Source organism: Dechloromonas denitrificans (genome assembly GCF_020510665.1).
In the GTDB taxonomy this organism is placed as follows: domain Bacteria; phylum Pseudomonadota; class Gammaproteobacteria; order Burkholderiales; family Rhodocyclaceae; genus Azonexus; species Azonexus denitrificans_B.
Map to the genome: position 1 here is coordinate 3054308 of NZ_CP075187.1, position 20277 is coordinate 3074584.

Sequence of the window (20277 nt, forward strand, 5' to 3'; positions counted from 1 at the left end):
CCCTGATTACTTGTGCATTAGTCTTTTGTAGATTCAGGGAAGTCTACCATGCGCAATACTTTGTCATGTGGTTGCGAGACATGGATATCGTTACTGGTAGGGCGAGCCGTGCCATCGAGCAAATGTCACGGCTGCTGGGGGATTAGTCTTTAGATTGGCGGGTCAATGCCTTTTTCAGGCTTTGGGCGATGCAGTGCATCATTTGAGGAGGAACGGCATTCCCAATTTGAGTCGCGATTTCGCTGGCATTACCTTTGAAAACATAGTGATCCGGAAACGATTGTAATCTGGCAGCTTCGCGCAGGGTGATGGCACGGTGCTGTTCCGGATGAGCAAATCGTCCCCGGGTAATGTCCGTGCAGCCGGTTGTCAATGTCGGTGCAACATCGCCCCATCGCATGCGGCCGTATGTATCCGAGAACGATGAGCTTTTTTTGCCTTTGTGACAGGCGAGCTGTAAATGATCGGGCAGGGATTCGCGTCCGCCACCATCCTTGGGAATGTGCTGGAGACGAACGATATTGAGCGGGGTATGTTTTCTGGCAAAGTGCAATGGATCAGGATTTGCCTCCGTACGGCCGACTGATGGCGGGGGCAAGTCGCCAATTGCATCTCGGACAAACTTCTTTTCTGCCTGTGCAATTCTGACTGCATCTTCCAGTGGTACGCCTTTTGCCGCAACCAGAATCATTCTGGCACGTCGTTGTGGGACGCCGTGATCGGCTGCGTTTAGTTTGATTGGTTCGGAAACTGCGTAGCCAGCTATTTTATGCAGCCATGTTGTGAAGAATGTAAAGACATCGCTGGATTGTAGCCCCGGTACGTTCTCAATAAACACCAAGCTGGGTGTGAATGTCTCTATGAATGGTATGGCAGTGGAAAGAAGATCGTTGCGAGTGTCATCTTTGCTTTTGTGGCGATTCTGAGTGCTGAATGGCTGGCAGGGGGCACAAATTGCCAAAAGATCAAGTTTTTTGGGTACTAGATCGGCGAACTCGCACGGGGAGACCTCTCGGATGTCTCTCTCAACCAATCGTACTTCTGGATGGTTTGCGCGGTATGTCGCGCATGCTTTAGTGTTCAGATCGATCGCACCTACCACTTTAAAGCCAGCATCCTTAAGCCCAAGGGTGACCCCCCCTGAACCACAAAAAAGGTCTAGTGCAATGAGTGTTTCGTTGTTGCTTTGCATGGGCAGTACAGATGCTGTCGTTCTATCAGTTTGATCATGTGCGGTCCTTCATTAAACAGCGCATGTAAGGATTGCCCGTAGTTTAAATTTGGTCAACCTTATAGCCTACAGCTAGATCAAATGCAAAGTACCATTACATTAGTATCGATATTTGAAGATTTTTGGCTTGCCAACTTAATTGGTGCTTCATTTTGGGCAACACGCCGCCGCTGATCTCCTCCCAACTAACCGAGCGGTCGAAATTAGAGATTTCCGACTTCGAATCCCGTCTCCTTTGAGGATTCGGCTAATTTGAGGCTGACTTGCCCCAACAATTTCGGCTACCTCCGACTGGCTAATCCCTCGCTCCCGAAAGATTGTGGCAGCACGCAGTACACGAGCCTTGGTGACCATACCGATCAATTGATTATTTCCTTTGTTAAAGCAGTTCTTTGCTGGCAGCCAAGCAATGGCTCCCCTTGAGGTAGGCAGTTTTCGACTTTAATTGGTAAGAACACGATTCTGTTCATCGGCAATTAAGTCTGAGACACCAAGATTCCAATCCACGTCATTTACAGGGAACCAAACGCCAAGCAATGTCTGAGACACAGGGATAGCACCCCACTCCCACCGTGAAGGTTGCACCCAATATAGTCTGGGACACACTGTTATCACTCGTCACGCCATCGCCAAAGCCGCAATTTCGGCCTTAGCGACCGTTGAGCTGAGGTACTGAATCAGACCGCAATCAACGGCTTATCTGCCGCTCAACTAAGGCCTCGTGATGTCTATTAAAGACAGGAAAAGTCTCTTACGCACGTCATTCCCTAAGTGCCTTATCCAGATACGACGTCAATTTTTCAGTCGCAGCTGTCCAACCTCCAAGGTCGGAAAAGCAAATTGAGTTCGGATGACGACGTCCCAATTCCAAGAGATAAGATCGCACAAATGAATCTTCCGAGTGTTTGAGGATGAGAAACTGGGCAAGTGTTTTCAGATTTTCAGGAGCATTCTCACGATCTTTGAGCATGTTTAGGACTGAAACCTGAAGTGATTGTTTCCGCTCGGAGAGCATCCTATCCTCGCTGTTCCCGGCAGCAAAAAATACGAGATTCATTCGAACTTCAGCATTACCACGCGCAATCACCATAGCAACCAACTTTAGCAGTTCTTCCTTAGGCTCATTTGTGCCAGATGCTGCATACAAGATGCTTTCAGTGAGCCTTCCGAGTTCATTTGTAGGTGGAGTTTCATTAAACACCTTCAAAAGTGCTCTACTAAGAGGGAGAACATGCTCAGCCTTAGGTCTGCCAACAGCTAAACCGTGAAGCACTTGGTCTCGAATTGCCTCTCTTTTTAGCAATTCGTCCAATACCTCGGAAAAGTTATCAGCAGCTAGTCCGTACAAGGCAGATATATCCTCTAATGCCAGGCTCTCACAAGCAATAAGCTGCTGAGCGGCTGCGGCATCACCTGCGTGGCTCAGTATTCTTAGCAGAAGGTGTTGCTCAGCTTGATGACGCTCTACGCGAAGCCAGTGTTGCGCCAGTTGAGTTGCTGCAGGATGCGGGCCATCGTCAGTAGTCATAGCGAGTGCTAGGCCTACCTTAGTCGGAAATGGAAGGAAATCCGCACCATTCAAGAGTACTTGATGGATGTGCTCAGGGTAGCTGTGCGCCAGGTAATCTAGCATCAAGCGGCAACTTGGCCTTTTGTCGTTGGCCAGTAGCTCAAGGGCCGTTTCTAGGCGCGATTTTGCAGTCAGAAAGAAGCAGCCTTGTGCCAAATTGCACATGGCAGCTTCGTTTGTGTCTTGGAGCGGTATATCAGAGTCGAACCAGTCCAGCAGGAAACGTAAGCTTTCGGCTGGAGTTTCAGCTATTACCTTAAGAAAACGGGATCGCCATTCTGTGACGTGAAAGTTGGGTGCATAACTGGGGGTTAACCAATGCTTCGTTCGCCAGTCGTAGCCACTTTCATTCTTGGCTAGTGACCAGAGCAAACTTAACCGAAAGTTTGCGTTCCATCGGCAATTGCTCACTAGGTCAAGCAATGCACGTCCCGGCCCCCAGGAAGAGAAAAGATTTGATTTTCGCCAAGAATTAGCCAAACGCAGTGCGATATCTGTAAACGGAATCAAATCCGTGTGCGCACTAATGCTGGAGCAGACTAACGACAAGCAGGTTTTATCTCCAAGGCGGATATAGGTCTCTGCCAGTTGCTCCACAAAAGGGAACGCTGCGGCTGGGTCGCGTGCCGCGAGCTGTTCTAGTGCTGACCTAAGTGCCCCCACTTTTAGCGGGGATTCGTTGATCGAACTCCAGTTCGTTAACTCCTCATTTATGCAAACATGCCTGCCTGCCAAATGCTCTGCAATCTCGTCCACCTCCAAGCGGCCTCTTTCGTGATGGACGGATAAAAAATTGGACTTTCTTAGAGCGATATATATCGAATTATGTTGCAGCAGGAAGCGACGTAGACTGTCGGCTTCAAGGAGGCCGGATGGGGAATTCGCTAGCTCCATTCCAAGATCATCAAGAGCGATCTCTATCAATTCGCTTAACAGACTATATTCAAATGCAATCTCGGCAACGGCGTGTTTGATGAAAGCAGCGACGGCTTCCTCTGGGCGGAAGGACTTCGTAAGGTCGATACTCCACAAGTTTGCGCAGAAACTCATCATGCGAGGGTGTCTATACTTAGCAAGTTCGGGAATCCCAAGCTTTTCAGCGGCCTGAATGGCTTCAAATTCCGAAAATTCCTCCAATCCGGCAATCTTCAGCTTGGATCCTAATGCCGACTTAACTACTTCAAAAATCTCAGGACGTGTTGTAAATACGAAGCGGCCTGCGGAGTCTTCAGCCTCTGCCATCGTATTTTGAAGCCATTTTTGCAAGGTATTCCGAGGAATAAGTGCTCGATCTAGGCCATCTAGAAAAATTAGCAAGGAGGTCGAACGAAACCAGTTGATTATTTCCGCAGTAGAGAAAGAACTAAGATGAAGCTCTTCTGCCTGCCGGTTCAAAAAGCGACCCAGAGTGTCACGAAGATGTAGGTCATCAGATCCGATATATTCAGCAGGTATTAAGACACGAATCTGCTCATCATCTTGCTCTGCCTGAGAAACACACCAGGTTGTTTTGCCTTGGCCGGAACCTCCCGCTACTAGAAAGATGTGTTCATTCGACTCAAGAAACCTATTTAATTGAGTGTTGAGATCAGCTCGCATGACATACGAGTTCTTGTCGTAGCGCTTTTGCTTGATTAGTGCTGCTATTTGACTCTTGTTGAACTCAGCACAAACCCCCGTGAGCGTAGGCTGTTGCCCAGTTCGGAGCCTAATTGAAATTCCTTCGCACGTAAGTTGAGATATCAGCGCCGCCGCATCCATCGGACGTCGTAACCTCCCCGCCTCCAAGCATAGGTCGGAGATCACCTTCCATGCCAAGTTACCTGTACTGCTTGCGACAATTGTGTTGAGTGACTCCACGCATGCGTGATAGTCATTACCACTCATTGGATCAAGTATGGTCAGATGAACTGCCCCAAGGAAACCTCGCCAGTCAACTTCAGTTGGAATGTGGCGGTGTTTGGAGTATTCGCTGTCGAATATTCGTTGCACCCGAGCCAGGACGCTAGAAGGACCTTTTCCATGTGGAAAGTTCGTAAGGGGCTGGGAAACGGGCAGATTATGAAACCAAGATAACGCCTTTATAAAATCGCATCGAATGCTTCCTGATGCACTTGGGTCAGAGACGATCACTAAACGATCAGTGCTACTGTTAAATTTCAAATCTGCGTACTGCCTGGCAAGCTGCGCGATTGCTTTATCGAATTCACTTCCTATTGCCAAGCCGTGTTTCATCTGGATAAACACTTTGGCTTGTGGCATCACCTTCAATACAAGATCATCAACCTCTGATTCACTTTCGCACCAGAGGTCGCAAATAAACGATCCTTGTGGGAGCAACCAAGGCAAAGAGGCACGCGCCCCGAGCAGCATGCGGGTCGCGGCCCAAGCAGCGATTGAGGCCCCATACTTTGCTCCAGCGGTACTTGCACTGCCCCCAATCGGACCACGCATCTTTTTTGTCAACACCAAACCCTCGATATTTTCTGCAATCAGTTGATCAGAATGGTTGCATGCCCTGATTGACCAAATGTCATCATAGGTTTCGTCCATTTGAATTTACATCGTTCTGGCTCTTGAAGCCCCTCCTAAGAAGCTGCTTGCCACCAGCATTCAACCACTTCGGTGGATCGGAAACCTGCCGTTCTACTGCATGAACGCTCAACGGCAGGTAATTCGTTAATTTCGGCAGACTTAATTGCCTCAAGCGAATGGCCGCAAAGGCCGATTTGTTTGCATTTGCCAGAAGACACGTCACAGAATGCCTCCGACATTTGGCTGGTCAGTTCACGAAGAAGAAAAGCAAAGGCCATCGGCAGGGCAAGAACAGAGGAACAGCAAGCGTACCAACTCGACGTTAATGATTTGTTCATTTCGACGTGTCGCTCAAAGCTCGCTCCCTATATCGGTCACCGCTCCCTTGTGAAGCTGCTAGTAAAGAGTTGATTTATTAGATCGCACACAATATCGAATGTCCGAAGCACAGTCGGCCGCAGTGTCTGACTTCCATGGGCATAGTCGTTACGTATTGTTGGCAAGGACTCAACAAACACAGATATCCAGTCACATGCCAAATCATCCTCAGTCGGCGCGACGTTCGAATCGTCTATTACCATTTCGGTCAATCCAGCACGACCCATGGCATCAATCTGGAGAAGGCTATGGCGATCCCTCGCTAGTTCAGTAGCCCACCTTACTCGGCTTTTGGTTTCTTCGTTGCGAATGAGATCGTGCTTTTTTGCTCGCTTCAAGAGGTCTGCCAAGCCCATCTTGTCCCCCTTGGCTGCGCTAACGAATGCCCCGGCAATTAAGCGCAAGCGAAGTGCATATTCGAGCGATCCCAATGCATGCTCTTCCGAAACTGCATGGAACCGGTAGACAAACCAAGCATAGAGATAGAGGTTCCTCGCATTCTCAAAATGCACTCGCACATCCAGAGGAACTTCTTTACTCAACTCATATCGGGAAATTTCTGCATGGCGTTCCGCAAGCGTTACCTGACGTATCCCATCCTTACCGAGGATCACAAATGGTTCCATTCGCTCATCCGCGAGCAAAGCTTTGTCAGGCGCTCTCAAAGCATCGCATGAAGCGATATCACCATAATCCATAGTCAAATATCCCTCGAGTACAACCGTAGGTCATCCGTCACGTTTTCCCCAAATACGGCGATTCTAAGGGCCTTAGACCGATCACAATTTTCAACTAACGGAGATTCCTAACCCTAAGTTGCATTCCCATGGCCTTCAAAATTGCAGAAAAATCGCTTACCGATGGGTCTCCATCACTCGATAACTGACAGTCAAACTGTCTGGGTTGGAGCCCAACTTGCTCCGCCAAATTCTGGGCATCACCAAACGCATCAGTCATTTCGCGTAGAGCCACAAGCAGCTCCCCTTGATTGCCTTCTTCAAGAAATTCACTCAACACCTGGGCCGCAAGACTTGAATCCTTACGACGAAGTGCGGCGACGACATCTTCCATCAACATTTCACCCATTGGTAACACCCCGCCCTGAATTGAACCCTGCTAATAATCATCAAGATACTTGTCATGATCCAAGACATCAACTCAGGAAATCGTCATTTAGATCACGGCATTCGTAGCAGGCTCTATGACAAGGTGTCACTAGTGCTAATTTGGGTAATATCGCGCAAGGAGGAAAACCATATGGCAAGCGATTGGAGTTTCGTACCAAGTATCATTTCAGCTGCATCGGGCCTGCTTGGGGTATGGATGGGTGGGCGGCTAACGTGGAAGCGCGAATCGCTACGAGAGAATGAGCGCATCAATAAGGAATCGAGCTATCTTGCGATCCTCGTCATTGCGCACTTAGATCGTTTCATAAACGGCTGCGTACAAGTCTCATTTGATGACGGCACGAGCGAGGGACGGCCAGCAGGAAGCGACGGCATTTATCACACAACAACCGTGAAAGTGCCTGCGTTTTCCCCATTAGAATTGGACGTAGATTGGAAGGTTTTGCCGGCTGATCTAATGTACGGAATCCTGAACCTACCCTATAAAGTTGAGCAGTTGGCAAATCACCTATCAGGAGTAAGCGAGTTTGACGATCCTCCTGAATACACTGAGTATTTCTGGGCTCGACAGTATGGATTTTCTGTACTCGGACTGGAAGTATCGGAATTGGTACGTCGGCTACGTCAGCATGCAAATTTGCCGACCGAAGAGCCGTTGAAAGGCGATTGGAACCGCGATGAGATACTTCGAGAGCAGGGAGATAAGATTGAGAAAGCAAGAGCAGCTTATGAAGCTCGGATGAAGCTGCCATAACCGGTCAAAAAGTTTCCTCTGCATTCTCCCAACCTAACACTTGCGCTGAACCCAATAGCTTAAGTGGTCACCTCCCTCCAAAAATCACTATTTCCAGAAAGCCCCTCACTTCCCATAGAGGGGCTTTCTATTTTTTAGCTATCAGATCCAAAATTTTTGGGAATTTAGGATGCAAGCTCAGCAGCAAGTTGCTTGTCATTTATGCTAGGCACCCCGATGCAGCCAGAAAGCGGCAAATGATGTTTGAGATTTCCGAAAGCCACATCCAGAAGCTGGATGATTCCGAACTTCGAAGCCTTGTTCGGCTTTTGTGTGAAGCTGAAGCACTCCGAAATGGACTAAAGATATCGTCTGTTATCGCAGGAGGAAGCCAGGATGCGCCAGATGGAGGCATCGACGTCAGAGTATCGAGCGTTAAATCGGATAGTGAATTTGACTTCATCCCCGCACCCGAAACAGGCTTTCAAGTCAAAAAGCCAAGCATGGCAGCTAGCGAAATCACTCGTGAGATGAGGCCTGATGGAGTCCTTCGACCGGCAATCAAAGAACTCGCTGACCGTAGTGGCGCTTACATCATAGTCAGCTCCGGCGAAAACCTGGCGGACGCATCTTATCGTCGGAGACTAAAAGCGATGGGAGCGGCATTAGCTGACATCCCCTCTCGTGACAATCTAAAACTAGACTTCTATGACCGAAGTAGGTTGGCTCAGTGGGTTAATCAATACTCTGGCGTGGCCCTATGGGTAAGAGATCGAGTTGGCGAACCATTGATTGGCTGGCAGCCCTATACCAACTGGGCCTATGGCGATGCTCAAAACTCAACATATCTCATCGATGAGCGCACTCGCTTAGCGGACTGTCGTAATAAGGATGCAGAGATACTGTCAATTTCACAAGGTGTTGAAGCAATGCGTTCAGCCCTCCGAGATGGCAATGGGGTACTACGCCTTGTCGGGTTATCTGGAGTAGGCAAGACTCGACTTGTTCAAGCCCTCTTCGAGGAAAATATTGGCGTAGATCCATTGGCGACCTCTATCGTCATGTATACGGATGAAGGAGCAGAACCAACACCATCACCACGAGAATTGATTTGTCGGCTTGGTGCAGCCCGCCGCCGAACAATCTTAGTCATAGACAACTGCAAACCAGAGACACACCGAACCCTTACCCACGCAGTTCGACAATTGGCACCGACAGTAAGTCTCATCACTATCGAATACGACGTCACAGAGGATGAGCCAGAAGATACTGCAGTCTTCCGGCTCGAGCCTGCATCTGAAAAGACAATCGAAGATATCCTGGAGCGCCTTGCCCCCCACCTTGGCCAAATTGACCGCTCGAGAGTTGCCGAATTTTCGGGGGGAAATGCGCGCATTGCATTGGCCTTAGCTCGCAATAGTAATCGCCAAGATAACCTCGCGCGACTAACTGACAACGAATTGTTCAAGCGCCTATTTCAGCAGCGAAATCAAGCCGGGGATGACTTACTACGTGCTGCGGAAATTTGCTCCCTCGTTTACTCGTTTGATATTGAAGGAATTGGGTCGGATAGCGAGTTAAGCGTTCTGGCCAGTCTTGCATCCTTGGATTACTTGACCCTCTTCCGATATGTCGAAGAAATTAAGCGTCGAGACTTAGTGCAAAGCCGTTCTAGATGGCGTGCTGTTCTGCCTCACGCGATTGCCAATCGTTTAGCCAAGAATGCACTGGATCGGATTCCTCGAAATCATCTAATGGCAGCAATGTGGCAGAAAGGGCATGAGCGCTTACTTAAATCATTCAGTCGACGTCTTCGGTACCTTCACGATAGTGAAACAGCAAAACAAATTGCAAATCAATGGTTGGATGACCCATCTGCACTCGGCAACATTACTACGCTTAACGACCACGGAATCGCCATCTTTGAAAACGTTGCGCTTCTTGCCCCTGAAGCTTCGTTATCAGCCATCAAAAAGGCAACTACGGGGGAGAATTGCGACCAGATTTTATCCACAAAGGCGACCAACAGACATCATTGGATGCGTGTATTGGGGGCTGCGGCATATGATGAAAAACTGTTTGACAGTGCTGTCTATGCCCTTGCTCAGTTTCTTGCTGCAGAACCCCCCAATTACAACTACAACTCGGCACGAAGTTTTTTTGCAGAGCTCTTCCATCTCAAACTATCTGGTACCAAGGCGTTAATTTCCCAACGGCTAGGCTTGGTTACGCAACTTCTCTCTGACTCAAATCCAAAAATCCAGGAAACAGGTCTCAATGCACTAAATGAGTTACTTGAGTCTTGGCATTTTTCCTCGATGCATTTACGCGGCTCAGATGGTCGCCCTACAGATTTTGGCTGGCAACCGTCGAGTCATTCCGATGTTCAGAATTGGTATTCATTAACACTTGCCCTGTGTCGGAATCTCATTGTCGGCGGTTCACCTCACAAAGAACGAGTGAAAGAAATTATTGCTACACGCTTTCGCACGCTGTGGATGAATGCGGGAATCGATAATGAGTTGGAAGACCTATTTAGAACAATCGCCGGAGACGAGGGCTGGTCCAAAGGATGGCTCGGAGTAAGAGCGGCCCTTACCTTTGATGGCAAAACTATGGCCCCCGATGACTTGGCAAGACTACAAGATCTGGAAGAGGCCTTGCGCCCCAAGAGCTATATCGCGAAAGTCCGGGCTTACACGTTCGCAACAGGCTCAGGAAACCTACTGGACTTCGCAGACATCGAGGTGATGGAGAGCGTTACCGAAACCACCTCTATCTACGAAAGAATATTCCAGATAGTCGAACTGCTTGGAAAGAATGCTCCGTGGGAGAACATCGCATCCTTAGATATTTTGATCGAAGAACTCCTTACTCAAAAAAATGGCCGGCAGTGGTCCTTCGGCAAAGGCTTGGCACTGGGAGCACCAGAGCCAGAGTCATTTTGGCAAGAATTGGTCGACAAATCGAATGGGATACCAAATGAACAGCGCAACGTATCTCTGCTTTGCGGCTATTTGAACGGACTTGAAAAGCGTTCGCCCGCCGCGATACCGCGAATACTCGATGACGCCATCGATCACCCAAAACTCGGCCATCGCTTTCCCGAGCTTCAATGCTCCGTTGATATCGGTGAAAAAGGAGCTTTACGCCTTCTGGAGGCTATCCGAAGGAGTCCAGCACCCATTGCTAATTACTCCTGCATCCGTTTTGGGGCATCTGATAGCGTCCCTGCAGAAATTTTTCGACGCTTGGTAATTGATATTTCAAGGGAGAGCGATGGATTTTTGGTCGCTGTCGATATCGTTTCAATGCGAATTCACCATTACTCCACAGCAAAAAAGACGTTGGATTTTCAAACTGTTATGGCCGGCCGGGAATTACTATCTTCCTTCGATTTTGGTGATGCCTGCGCAAACCTCGACTATTCCCTGAATGAGATTGCACAACAATGCTTGGTTGGCGATGGTGCAAAACCATATGCGCTTACCGTTTGCCGGAACCTTGCTCGTGCCCTGGGAAACTACCGCTCTGGAGCATGGCGCTTTGCGGAGCTTGCTGAAACACTTTTTTCACTCCACCCTTGGATAGCCCTCCATGTGTTTTTGGGAGGAAAAAACAAAAAACGTATATTGCCTCTACAATCGAGCTTCGATCACACTCATAGCAGCCCCGTGGGCAAGGTTTCGAAAGAGATTTTGTTGGAGTGGGCAAGAAAGCGACCGAAAGACCGATTTCCACGCCTAGCGCAGGAAATTGAATTTTGTAGCAGTAGCTCCACTGATACAGGTTGGTCAGAAATAGCACTAGAAATTCTAAATGCTGCTCCGGATCGTGTAGCTATCCTAAATGCTTTCGCATCTCGTTTTCACCCTAGCGCCTGGTCGGGATCGCTTGCCAATGTATTAGCACCCTACCGTAAATTAGCATCGCTATTCAGAGATAGCGAAGACCCTGACGTGAAGAAGTGGGCACAATCCACCATCGAATACCTTGACGAACGGATTCGCCAAGAGGCCGAGCGAGACAGAAGGTTCGATCAGAGCTTTGAATAATTACTCATCAGGAAATCTCACGCCGCAAGAAGCACCACCACCGATAATAGCGAGATACATAAATAGCACCCAGCGCCAATGAGATGGCCCCATAGGTCATCCGTCACGGAATCACAGGAGCGGGGGCGTAAACCGGACCAGTAACTCAGCTTTAAGTAGAAGAGTTGTGCGATCGTGACGTATGACCTACGCGCAGAATTTAACGTAACCCACTCACACCAACCTGCGACTACGAGGCTCGTAAAACCTCAGTCAAATAAGTTAAGTTGGCTTTTTCGAGACAATGGTAGTGGCAACTCGCTGTCGAGCCATTGCCGGTCGTAATTCAGCAACCAGCGGTGGCTTCTCTGATGATTCATTAAAAAATCGGCTCGTACAGGATTCTCATGGGTAGCTTTGTATTCAAGGCAAACAGCGCGGTGTTTTTCCAACGGTAACAGCGGAAGGGAAACGTCACCGGGTGCGAGTTTGATAGCCACATCCCCCAAAGAGAGCACCTGTTCCCATCGGCATAGCTCCTTGAATACTGACCATGAACCAAAAAGCCAATAGACCAGTAGCAGTCTCGCCAGCGGCTGTGGACGCGTGGAGTCGACTATTCCATGGAACAGACCTTCTGCTCGAGCCACTGAGTCATGTCTCGGCAGGGCCCCTTGACTGCGAATAGCCGAAAGTTTTTGCGCGAACGAATAAGCCGCGCCTTTCTTCCGAATCGATCCCCCACTCGTGATTAGGCCTGCCTGTCTCATACCAGTTCTAAAGCCTCGAAGAACCACGGCAGGAGAATATGGAATCGCCTTATCGTTAAGTGCATCAGCTCCAAGCCTCGCTAATACGAACCAAAATTCGCGCTGCTCGAGAACGCCAGCGGGAAGCTGATTTAGCCTATGGCCGTTCAGATCCGAGGGTAGAAACAAGCGCTCATGTGCCTTTGCTCGTCCTATTTCAAATCTCTCAAGCACCGCACCATGATTGGCGCAAATTAGCGAACACGGCAACTGATGCTGCCGATGCCAATAGGCAACGCCGAACTGTGCAATATCCTCCTTCGCGCATACTGGGCATATTCTCCAGCGACAGAGTCCGCCCTGCGCGGGGTCCGACAGCACAAGTATTTGATTGCTGATACTCGATTCAGCCTCGGCCAAGTGCGCCGCAGCTCGAACAGCCGTCATTTCGGCCACCATCGAATAGAGGCTCGCTGGCAAATCATTTTTGCTGAACAAAATTTCCGGGGCGAGCCTGCAATCCATTACGGACAACGAGGGAGAGAGCGAAAACTGGTTGCACAACGCCAGTGCATCGGCGATGCCATTCAACTTTGCCACCCTCGCAATCAGCGAATAGAGCGTCTCATCCGGCAACGGAATCGGCCACTGCAACACACAACCCCCATAATTTTCTCTGGCATAAATATGCATTTATGCAAATTTTGCCGCAGTCAAAAATGCGCAACCAATCCCAAGAAACAGTGAAATAGCTTTCGAGCGGAGGGCAGGAGGCAAACACACCCTACTGCAGACTGCATTGACCGCCAAGATCATTGCCAATGTTCGATATTCGATATTCGGCGTTCATCACGAAGACAACCAAACAAATACAATAACCCAAAGGCATCCTACCGCCATTGAAAAGCACTCCGAATCACCACATCGGCTCTACTCAGAAGTATTTCACAAAACGCATAAATTATGCATAATAATATGCATGAATTTTGACGCAACCCTCCGCACTGAATCAGCACTGGTGGCCAAGCGTGCTCGTGAGCTCGGGCTGACCCAATCAATCATTGCAACCCAACTGAATGCCAGCCAATCGCAAGTTAGCCGGATTCTCTCCGGCGCATCCAGACGGCGTTCAAAGTTGTTTGATTCAGTATGTAAATACGTGCTGTCGGTTGGCCAAGTCCCATCACACGAAGCCATTGCTGAATCAAAGGAACTGAATGAAGCCTTGGCAGCAGTCTGGGATGGAACACCTGAGCACGCCCAGGCCCTAGCGTTAGTCATCCGTAGCCTCGGGGTATTACATCCGAGCACCAGTGCAATTCGAAATAGAACGCCCGCGCCCAAGGAGATCAAAGTCGATGATCCATGTTCCAGAACCATTACCAGATGAACTTGCTGCTGGCCACTTGGGGCGTGTTTACACGATCAATGGAATTTCCAAGAAGGATCGAGTGTCCTGCACGATCCACAAGCTTGTTGGGGATGAAAGTCGAGCGTACTCCGAAACACTCGCATCGCTAGCAGGCCTATCGTTTGCACACTATCTTTTTCATCACACACTGCTGCCCTTTTATCGGGCCGTCCAAGTGGCAGAGTCAAAAAAATGGGGGGTGTTCAACGAGAATCTCGTTGCTCGCACCGTAGCGCACCGCGCCAACCCATTAGGGGCAATGATCTGCCCCCTCTGCATCGATGAAGATGTCTCTTTCTGGGGCTTTTCGTATTGGCGGAGATCGCACCAACTCCCCGGCATATACACATGCCAAAAACACCAAATAGCCCTATTGCGAACCAGTTGGAGTTCGCCGATGAAGCTATTACCCCAAGAGTCCTTGGAAAAAGCAGAAGCGCTTTCGCCTGAACTCCATATATCAGCGATTGAGAACCCCACGATCCGACGCTACGGTGAAATTTGTCAGGAATTCTTGTGTAGAGAACGATCGATATCAACGACTCAAATGGTCAGTTGCCTGCAGCAACGCGCACGCCGGTTACAAGTCCGCTCACGAGCGGGCGTTATTGGTTTGCATCTTCATGACATGGCCCGCCGCCAAGCATCTGGTGAATGGCTCACAGCGCATTTCCCCGACATCGAAAAGAAGGGGAGCAGCTCATCCCTATGTCGCACCTATACAAGCCAGAAAATCGCTTATGCCACGACCTACTACGCCCTAGCTCTCGCTTTGTTGTACGACTCGGCTGATGATGCATTCTCCGATTTGGAGGCATATCGAGAATTGAATCTGGCAATCAATATTCAATCGTCGCCACAGCCAATTCATTGGGAACCTGCAACTGAAAACTCAGGGAGGCTTCAACGTGCACTGAGTGAGTTTTTGCGAGGAATGCCGGTTGATCAGGCATGCAGCCAGCACGGCACGGAGCGCCATGCATTAGAGCAGGTACTTCGTGTCGCGACAAAACATGCATTGGAAAATCGAATCTGAGCAGCAAATAAACGTCGATAGTGCTTGGCTTTTATCTGCGCTGTTCATAGATCAAATATAGATCGATCAATACCATCCTCTTGCCCCCTTGAGGAATGGCAATTGAGCATCTAGACACACAGGATGGCAGGTAACCGATAGCTGACCTCAAATGGCGGACACGCGAACGGCAAGTTCGGACTATAACTGCGAATACTTGGCTTTTTGCATCATAAAGAAAACGAAACGAAGCGCCTCCTCGGTTGGTTCATCATCTCGAAGCCAGCGTATCTGAATGCCAAGATACTTAGCCCAATCGACGCCCTTCTTGAAGCTTTTCCATCGATTGGTTTTGGCGGCCAATTCGACAAACTGATTCACTAAGAGATACTGGCTTTTGCCGGCGCAATACTTCGCCCGCTCAAACGCAATTTCCATATGCTTAAAAGCGGATTCGTACTCCTCTTTACGGTAGCGAACCACTGCGCGCAGCCAACGCTCCATCCAAGCAAGGTGTAAGGCTAAGCCATCCCGCTGTATTTGAATCAGGTACTGGTCAATATCGTCGTCAGTGCAGTTATGACCGTTTTTTTTCAGGTCGAATCCTTCACCTAACCTTTGTGGAAAGCTTGGGGGCATCTCGAACTCCGCGCTGATCCCAATGTTTTCAAGTGCTGTACGTACACGGTATTCGCCGTAGTACTCTACCAATTCATTGATGGTTTCTTCGGGGAGCGGTCTGTAATCGTGATGCTTGAGGAGAGTGTCTAGCGTGTAAGCTAGGTCATCGAATCTATCCCGGAACCAAACCCAGTAGCGTTCGGAAAACTGTAGCCAGACCTCGTCGACTGCAACGGAAGGAACGCAGCGTTCTTCAATGTAAGCTGTGGTTAAGCTGACAAAGCTCTCAATGTCTGGCAATAGCCAAGCGCGGTGCTGCTTAAATTGAGTGATTAATTGCTGTAATGCGGCTGGCCCGTAGGCGTCCCTCAACAGGCTGCAAACATGGGTGCTCATGCGCGCCAAGAAGAGCACTTGATAGATGCTTTCACGCAGATTTTTCGGAATTATTCGTTGGCAAGCTGGATTTGCCTGCTCCTGAAGACTGTCCATTGATCTGGAGAAGTTCCAGTAAAGGCCTGGCCAGGAAGGGAGGCGTTTCCCGTTAAACCATGCTGACGCATTATCTAAATTCTGCTGTTGTTCAGGGCGGTCAGTTTCGGTGCTCTTTCCTGGATAGTGAAAGTGAGTGCGACCAATAGTGCAGACTTCGTAAACCCAAGACATTGCCTTCGCTAAGGGCCAAGTGATTTCATCCCCATTGATCGTCGGCAAAAACCAATCTGGGTCCGGAGGGGTAGTGAAACCTTCTGAAGAGAGATTCAGACGCAGAACGTGCTTTTGAATTGATAGGACCAGGCGGGGGATCGCATGAGCGCGACAAAACCACAGGATGCTGTCTTTCTTATTGAGGTAAGTTCCCTCGTCGCGAATGACCGCGTTGTAAACCTCGAAGAGATCCATGGCACATTCACCTACCGCGAGATTTGCCTTTTCATTCGGGATAGCGCCGCCTGTCAGAAAGGCGAGCGTGCTAATGAGTTCGCCACAGCGTTCTGTCAGGCTGCCATCTTCATCGGTGAGGCGTTCTAGCTGTTTTTGAATACGCTTTTTGGCCGCATCGTCAAATCCGTCATCCTCACCTCGTTTGCGAGGTAATACTCCAGTGGCATCGAATGCAAATTTGACCAGTTCGCCCAGTGTCGGGAAGTTGTAGTCCATACTCAGTTACTCTTCTTTGGAAAACGCCTCCCCGCATGAGCAGGGAGGCAGAACGATCAGCGCTGATTCGGATTCAGTTGTTTGCCACGATTGCCATGAACCTGGGCATTGACGGGGTTGGTGCCCGAAGTCCCTCGGTTGGTGTTGCGCGCATCTGCGCGGTTGTTCTGCTGTTGCTGGGTGCGTGCTTGCGGCTGCGACTGCTTTGCCATGATTGCTCCTAAGAGGATTAAAGGAGTAGCCATGCTATTTTTTGACGCGTTCCGAGTAACCTGGAGTTTTGGCGACAAGTTTTTTCTGGAACTAATCGTTGAGTGATTTCCTCTTTCGCGATGAACGGCTTTTGACCCCCCCGTGCGCAGAGCGATCAGCGCAGGCGATAGCCAGTTAGTGTTGCACGGTCAAAACTAAAAACGTGCTCCCGGGGACTTTCCTGGCAACGGCCGACGATTCGACGCTGAAAATCCGGCTCTCCCCTGTCTAGCAGAACTTGGGCCTCGCAGCTGGGACATGTCGCCGCATACTTGATCATTCTGGCTCGTTTCGGGGTGTCCGAGGTAGCGCCGTCAGGCTTGTACAGTTCGAGACATACGCCAAATTCCTTGAATCCGACCATCGACTCCGAGGCCATAACGATGCGGTCATCGACAAGTCGGCTAAATCGATTCACGAGATAGCGCGCGTACCACGCTAATAAACCAATGTAGATCAGAATGATAACGTCGCGGGTCATCAGGGGTGATTCACTGAGGCTGAGGACGTACAGCAGAAATGCGCCAAGCAATCCTACGACGGCAAACCAAAGCAGTGTTGGCCAAACAAGTATGTGCTTCCGCCATCCTTGGGCAACTTGCTCTTTGTCAAACAGCAAACGCGCCCACCACGAAAGCTGGAGGTTTTCTGCAGGGATGTAATCAATATCGTGCTTCGGAAGATTTCGCGGAGTTGGGAGTGCGCATGCGGGGATCTGCAGCGCGACGAGTGAAATCAAAGCTTGATTCCCCGCTCCACCATCACTTTCGCGTTTGTCGATCCAGGGGTAAACGGTGAGTCCCTGGTCGGCAGCAAATTTTTGTATTCCCTCTTCACATTTTTTACGGAAATCACCGTTGAAGGCCTTCCAGTGACGACTAAACCAGGCACTGGCATCTCCTTCAGATTCGCCGGTGACAGCTTCCCGAATTGATAGGTAGTTGAAGTGAGGCTCTTTACCTTCAGATAATCGGTAGATTGTCTGCTCGGCTAGAAAGCGAAGGATTTGATAGGGTTGTGCGTGTTTCCCGTGGATTGAAAGGTAATCCAGTAGACAGTGCGCTATGGCCAGTACGTGGCATTCGGTAGTGCTCTCGGCGCTGCTATTAGTATTCTGATTATTTGGCATTAATTTCCCTGCTCAAGGGTAATGTCAGGGTTGTTGAGTGAATTTTCGAGGATGAATTTTCTAACCTGACTTCGTGTTCAAACCATGGAGTCAGAATTATGCAGCAGAAATTTTTGGTACAGGGTGTGGCCGTCTTCACAAGACGCCTCCCATCGGGAGACTTGGCTGTTTGGCACCCGTTTAACGCGGAAGTCCAAGCCATTGTTGAGCCGCTATGTCGTGGTCGCGGATATTGGCAAGCCGAATTCAACAACTGGATCGTTAAAGCGCATTGCGTAGCTCTGGTATCGGCAGAGCTCGCCAAGATCGGGAGCGCACCATGAGCCGACTCCCTGCCTGCATCACGTGGGCGCTAGACGTCCAAGCAGGAAAGCTCATCAAAGCTGATCAAGCTAAGCATCGACTTGGAAAGGAGCGGTATTCGATGCATTGCCGACGGATACCGGTAATTAGCCAAGCGTCGGCAAAGGACGATACGGAATAACTGACATGACTAACTTCCATATCCCACTCCAGTACTTAGCCTTATTTGAAGCAAAACCAGCAAAATCCTCTATCAGTTCCGATACAACGCCCACCACCACACTTGGTCAGCAAACATGAATACAAGCACCTCCGACAATTGGATGGTTGAATCAGGTCAAGAGAATCCCCACCGTCCTCTACTGGACGATTTGGTAATGGCATGGGCGCGGGATCGCTCCACTGGTGAGCCGCGCTACATCGGCGAACTAAAGGCTCACCAGACAGGTGCTGCGTGCAACTGTGAGTGTTATAGCTGCGGCCTGCCCTTGCAGGCGGTGAATGCCGGAAACCCGGACTACAAGCGCCGCCCATCATTTCGGCACCCAGCCGGCGCGGCCAAGGATGAATGCCTGATCCTATCTGCGCGAGTCGCTGCACTGGAAATGCTGCAACGGGAAGGCAATCTCCGATTACCGATGCGGCGAATAAAAGGAGCCGTTCAGGGTTTGTCAGGGCAGTACCACAATGCATGGGCCGTTGCCCCAACTGAAACGGTGCGTGTCGCCCGCTTCGAGTTTCGGGACAAAACCGCGGCGATTATCACGCTAGAAGATGGCAGAACCTTCAGGGCCGTGCTTGAGGGCTCGATTGCCGCCCAGCAGCAAGACGCTGGTACGACCTCGCTAATTCCAACCATTGTGATGGCCATCGACGATCCAGCCCTTGCGGGGATGCCACCAGACGAACTGCGCAAACGGATCACGATCATTTCCGAGCATGCACTGTGGTGCTCTCACTGGAATGACGAGAAGCTGGCCAAGGAAGCCGAAGACAAAGCAGTGGATGAGGCCAGGCAAGCATTGGACTGGGGCGCAGCCGACCGGGAAACATTGCTGCACCTGATCGCCAAGCAGATTCTGGAAGAAGAGAAGCGGATTCGATTGCCAGACCTGACCGGGACGGCACGCACTACGCTTCAGGATGGCGAATCTTTGACGGCCAGCAAGAGCTATCCCGGAGCAATGGTTCAACTGGACGAGGTAGCACTGGAGAAAGATATGGGCCGCACCCGCCCCGACGTGATCGCCCAGATGCGTGAATCATTTCCATGGGAGGCAGGGCCGATCCTGATTGAAGTGACGGTCACGAATGCGATCACTGAAGAACGGATGCAGCGGATTCGGCACAACAATTTGCCGACGCTGGAAATCGACATTCGCCAGTTGGGCGGCAAGGTATCTCGCGGCGAATATGCCCGGCTCGTGGTTGATGAAGTAGCAGGGAAACGCTGGCTCTATCATCCCGCCGAGGTTTTGCTGCGTCAGGGAGCGGCAGTCACGCTTTCCCAACTGGCCTCGGAGCGCAATCGTGAGATCGAGCAACGCCGGGAACAAGAAGTCGAGCAGGAAAAGTTCCGGAAAATCCCGGAGAGCTTGCAACGCATTATCCCTCCGCCGTCTGAGCGTACAGCGGCCAGCAGCTATCCGCGCAAGACGAACACACATAACTGGAAGCATGGCCCGGTTTCAACGGCCAACAACGCCCAGTGGCGATCCTGTGGCTGCACTCAGTGGGAGGATGTGCTTCGGTACGGTGAGGATCGCCGAGCCGAGCATCAACCGGTCGCTATAGCACTCCGAATGTGCTCCGAGCGCTATAGCTATTCGGTCGGCTTGCTGCGGGGCATCTGGTTGTCGGCTGGCCTGATCCAATAGCTCGCCGCTGTGGCTGAACAAGCAGGACGGCTTTCAAGTAGAGGGAATAACGATACGATAATAGTTCTGAGTTGAGCCGAAACCGCCGTGGTGCCGAAAGGGAGAATGTAACTTGTACGATAGCTGGACAGTCTGGGTGCAGGGAAAAGTG

General features: G+C 50.2%; 14 protein-coding genes. 5 read left to right on the forward strand and 9 right to left on the reverse strand.

Annotated features, from left to right (window positions below; translation table 11 throughout):
- Nucleotides 1–142 precede the first annotated feature (142 nt).
- From KI614_RS14440 to KI614_RS14460, 5 genes are all read right to left on the reverse strand, one after another.
- Entirely contained in the window at nucleotides 143–1192 is a 1050-nt protein-coding gene (locus KI614_RS14440) for a DNA cytosine methyltransferase (RefSeq protein WP_226406482.1), read from the reverse strand.
- A gap of 186 nt (nucleotides 1193–1378) precedes the next feature.
- Nucleotides 1379–1585 (reverse strand): helix-turn-helix domain-containing protein, encoded by a 207-nt coding sequence (locus tag KI614_RS16435; RefSeq protein ID WP_226409366.1) that lies wholly within the window; start codon nucleotides 1583–1585, stop codon nucleotides 1379–1381.
- Nucleotides 1586–1991: 406 nt separating this feature from the next.
- Complete coding sequence (locus tag KI614_RS14450) at nucleotides 1992–5354, reverse strand: hypothetical protein (RefSeq protein ID WP_226406484.1); 3363 nt, start codon at nucleotides 5352–5354, stop codon at nucleotides 1992–1994.
- Nucleotides 5355–5710: 356 nt separating this feature from the next.
- A complete protein-coding gene (locus tag KI614_RS14455) occupies nucleotides 5711–6412 on the reverse strand; it encodes a hypothetical protein (protein ID WP_226406486.1) in 702 nt (233 codons plus the stop codon).
- A 94-nt stretch (nucleotides 6413–6506) separates the two neighbouring features.
- Nucleotides 6507–6800 carry a DNA-binding protein gene (locus tag KI614_RS14460; RefSeq protein WP_226406488.1) on the reverse strand — a complete coding sequence of 98 codons (294 nt, stop codon included), beginning with the start codon at nucleotides 6798–6800 and terminating at the stop codon, nucleotides 6507–6509.
- Nucleotides 6801–6854: 54 nt separating this feature from the next.
- Between KI614_RS14460 and KI614_RS14465 the strand changes: the two genes are divergently transcribed.
- Together KI614_RS14465 and KI614_RS14470 are read left to right on the forward strand one after the other, a co-directional pair.
- Nucleotides 6855–7595: a hypothetical protein gene (locus KI614_RS14465; protein WP_226406490.1), complete on the forward strand. Its 741-nt coding sequence runs from the start codon at nucleotides 6855–6857 to the stop codon at nucleotides 7593–7595.
- A 236-nt stretch (nucleotides 7596–7831) separates the two neighbouring features.
- The gene (locus KI614_RS14470) at nucleotides 7832–11629 is read left to right on the forward strand and encodes an ATP-binding protein (RefSeq protein ID WP_226406495.1); all 3798 of its coding nucleotides are present in this window, start codon (nucleotides 7832–7834) and stop codon (nucleotides 11627–11629) included.
- 248 nt (nucleotides 11630–11877) lie between these two features.
- Here KI614_RS14470 and KI614_RS14475 read toward each other — a convergent pair whose 3' ends face one another.
- Entirely contained in the window at nucleotides 11878–13050 is a 1173-nt protein-coding gene (locus KI614_RS14475; RefSeq protein WP_226406502.1) for a TniQ family protein, read from the reverse strand.
- 106 nt (nucleotides 13051–13156) lie between these two features.
- On the opposite strand from KI614_RS14475, the gene KI614_RS14480 reads away from it, so the two are divergent.
- Both KI614_RS14480 and KI614_RS14485 read left to right on the forward strand, forming a co-directional pair.
- Nucleotides 13157–13747 (forward strand): hypothetical protein, encoded by a 591-nt coding sequence (locus KI614_RS14480; RefSeq protein WP_226406504.1) that lies wholly within the window; start codon nucleotides 13157–13159, stop codon nucleotides 13745–13747.
- A complete protein-coding gene (locus tag KI614_RS14485) occupies nucleotides 13716–14804 on the forward strand; it encodes a TniQ family protein (RefSeq protein ID WP_226406506.1) in 1089 nt (362 codons plus the stop codon). Before KI614_RS14480 ends, KI614_RS14485 begins: the two co-directional genes overlap by 32 nt.
- Nucleotides 14805–14984: 180 nt before the next feature.
- On the opposite strand, the gene KI614_RS14490 is transcribed toward KI614_RS14485, so the two are convergent.
- The 3 genes from KI614_RS14490 to KI614_RS14500 form a co-directional block, all read right to left on the reverse strand.
- The gene (locus KI614_RS14490) at nucleotides 14985–16565 is read right to left on the reverse strand and encodes a hypothetical protein (protein ID WP_226406507.1); all 1581 of its coding nucleotides are present in this window, start codon (nucleotides 16563–16565) and stop codon (nucleotides 14985–14987) included.
- Nucleotides 16566–16621: 56 nt separating this feature from the next.
- The gene (locus KI614_RS14495) at nucleotides 16622–16777 is read right to left on the reverse strand and encodes a hypothetical protein (protein WP_226406508.1); all 156 of its coding nucleotides are present in this window, start codon (nucleotides 16775–16777) and stop codon (nucleotides 16622–16624) included.
- A 155-nt stretch (nucleotides 16778–16932) separates the two neighbouring features.
- Nucleotides 16933–17946, reverse strand: coding sequence for a hypothetical protein (locus KI614_RS14500; protein ID WP_226406509.1), 1014 nt, complete (start codon nucleotides 17944–17946; stop codon nucleotides 16933–16935).
- A 599-nt stretch (nucleotides 17947–18545) separates the two neighbouring features.
- On the opposite strand from KI614_RS14500, the gene KI614_RS14505 reads away from it, so the two are divergent.
- Nucleotides 18546–20126 (forward strand): hypothetical protein, encoded by a 1581-nt coding sequence (locus KI614_RS14505; RefSeq protein WP_226406510.1) that lies wholly within the window; start codon nucleotides 18546–18548, stop codon nucleotides 20124–20126.
- The last annotated feature ends 151 nt before the right edge of the window (nucleotides 20127–20277 follow it).

What these genes read in the sequence shown, in the direction of transcription:
- KI614_RS14440 (WP_226406482.1), bottom strand. Translation starts at nt 1,192, where the DNA reads ATGCAAAGCAACAACGAAACACTCATTGCACTAGACCTTTTTTGTGGT.
- KI614_RS16435 (WP_226409366.1), bottom strand. Translation starts at nt 1,585, where the DNA reads ATGGTCACCAAGGCTCGTGTACTGCGTGCTGCCACAATCTTTCGGGAG.
- KI614_RS14450 (WP_226406484.1), bottom strand. Translation starts at nt 5,354, where the DNA reads ATGGACGAAACCTATGATGACATTTGGTCAATCAGGGCATGCAACCAT.
- KI614_RS14455 (WP_226406486.1), bottom strand. Translation starts at nt 6,412, where the DNA reads ATGGATTATGGTGATATCGCTTCATGCGATGCTTTGAGAGCGCCTGAC.
- KI614_RS14460 (WP_226406488.1), bottom strand. Translation starts at nt 6,800, where the DNA reads ATGGGTGAAATGTTGATGGAAGATGTCGTCGCCGCACTTCGTCGTAAG.
- KI614_RS14465 (WP_226406490.1), top strand. Translation starts at nt 6,855, where the DNA reads ATGATCCAAGACATCAACTCAGGAAATCGTCATTTAGATCACGGCATT.
- KI614_RS14470 (WP_226406495.1), top strand. Translation starts at nt 7,832, where the DNA reads ATGATGTTTGAGATTTCCGAAAGCCACATCCAGAAGCTGGATGATTCC.
- KI614_RS14475 (WP_226406502.1), bottom strand. Translation starts at nt 13,050, where the DNA reads ATGCATATTTATGCCAGAGAAAATTATGGGGGTTGTGTGTTGCAGTGG.
- KI614_RS14485 (WP_226406506.1), top strand. Translation starts at nt 13,716, where the DNA reads ATGATCCATGTTCCAGAACCATTACCAGATGAACTTGCTGCTGGCCAC.
- KI614_RS14490 (WP_226406507.1), bottom strand. Translation starts at nt 16,565, where the DNA reads ATGGACTACAACTTCCCGACACTGGGCGAACTGGTCAAATTTGCATTC.
- KI614_RS14495 (WP_226406508.1), bottom strand. Translation starts at nt 16,777, where the DNA reads ATGGCAAAGCAGTCGCAGCCGCAAGCACGCACCCAGCAACAGCAGAAC.
- KI614_RS14500 (WP_226406509.1), bottom strand. Translation starts at nt 17,946, where the DNA reads ATGCCAAATAATCAGAATACTAATAGCAGCGCCGAGAGCACTACCGAA.
- KI614_RS14505 (WP_226406510.1), top strand. Translation starts at nt 18,546, where the DNA reads ATGAATACAAGCACCTCCGACAATTGGATGGTTGAATCAGGTCAAGAG.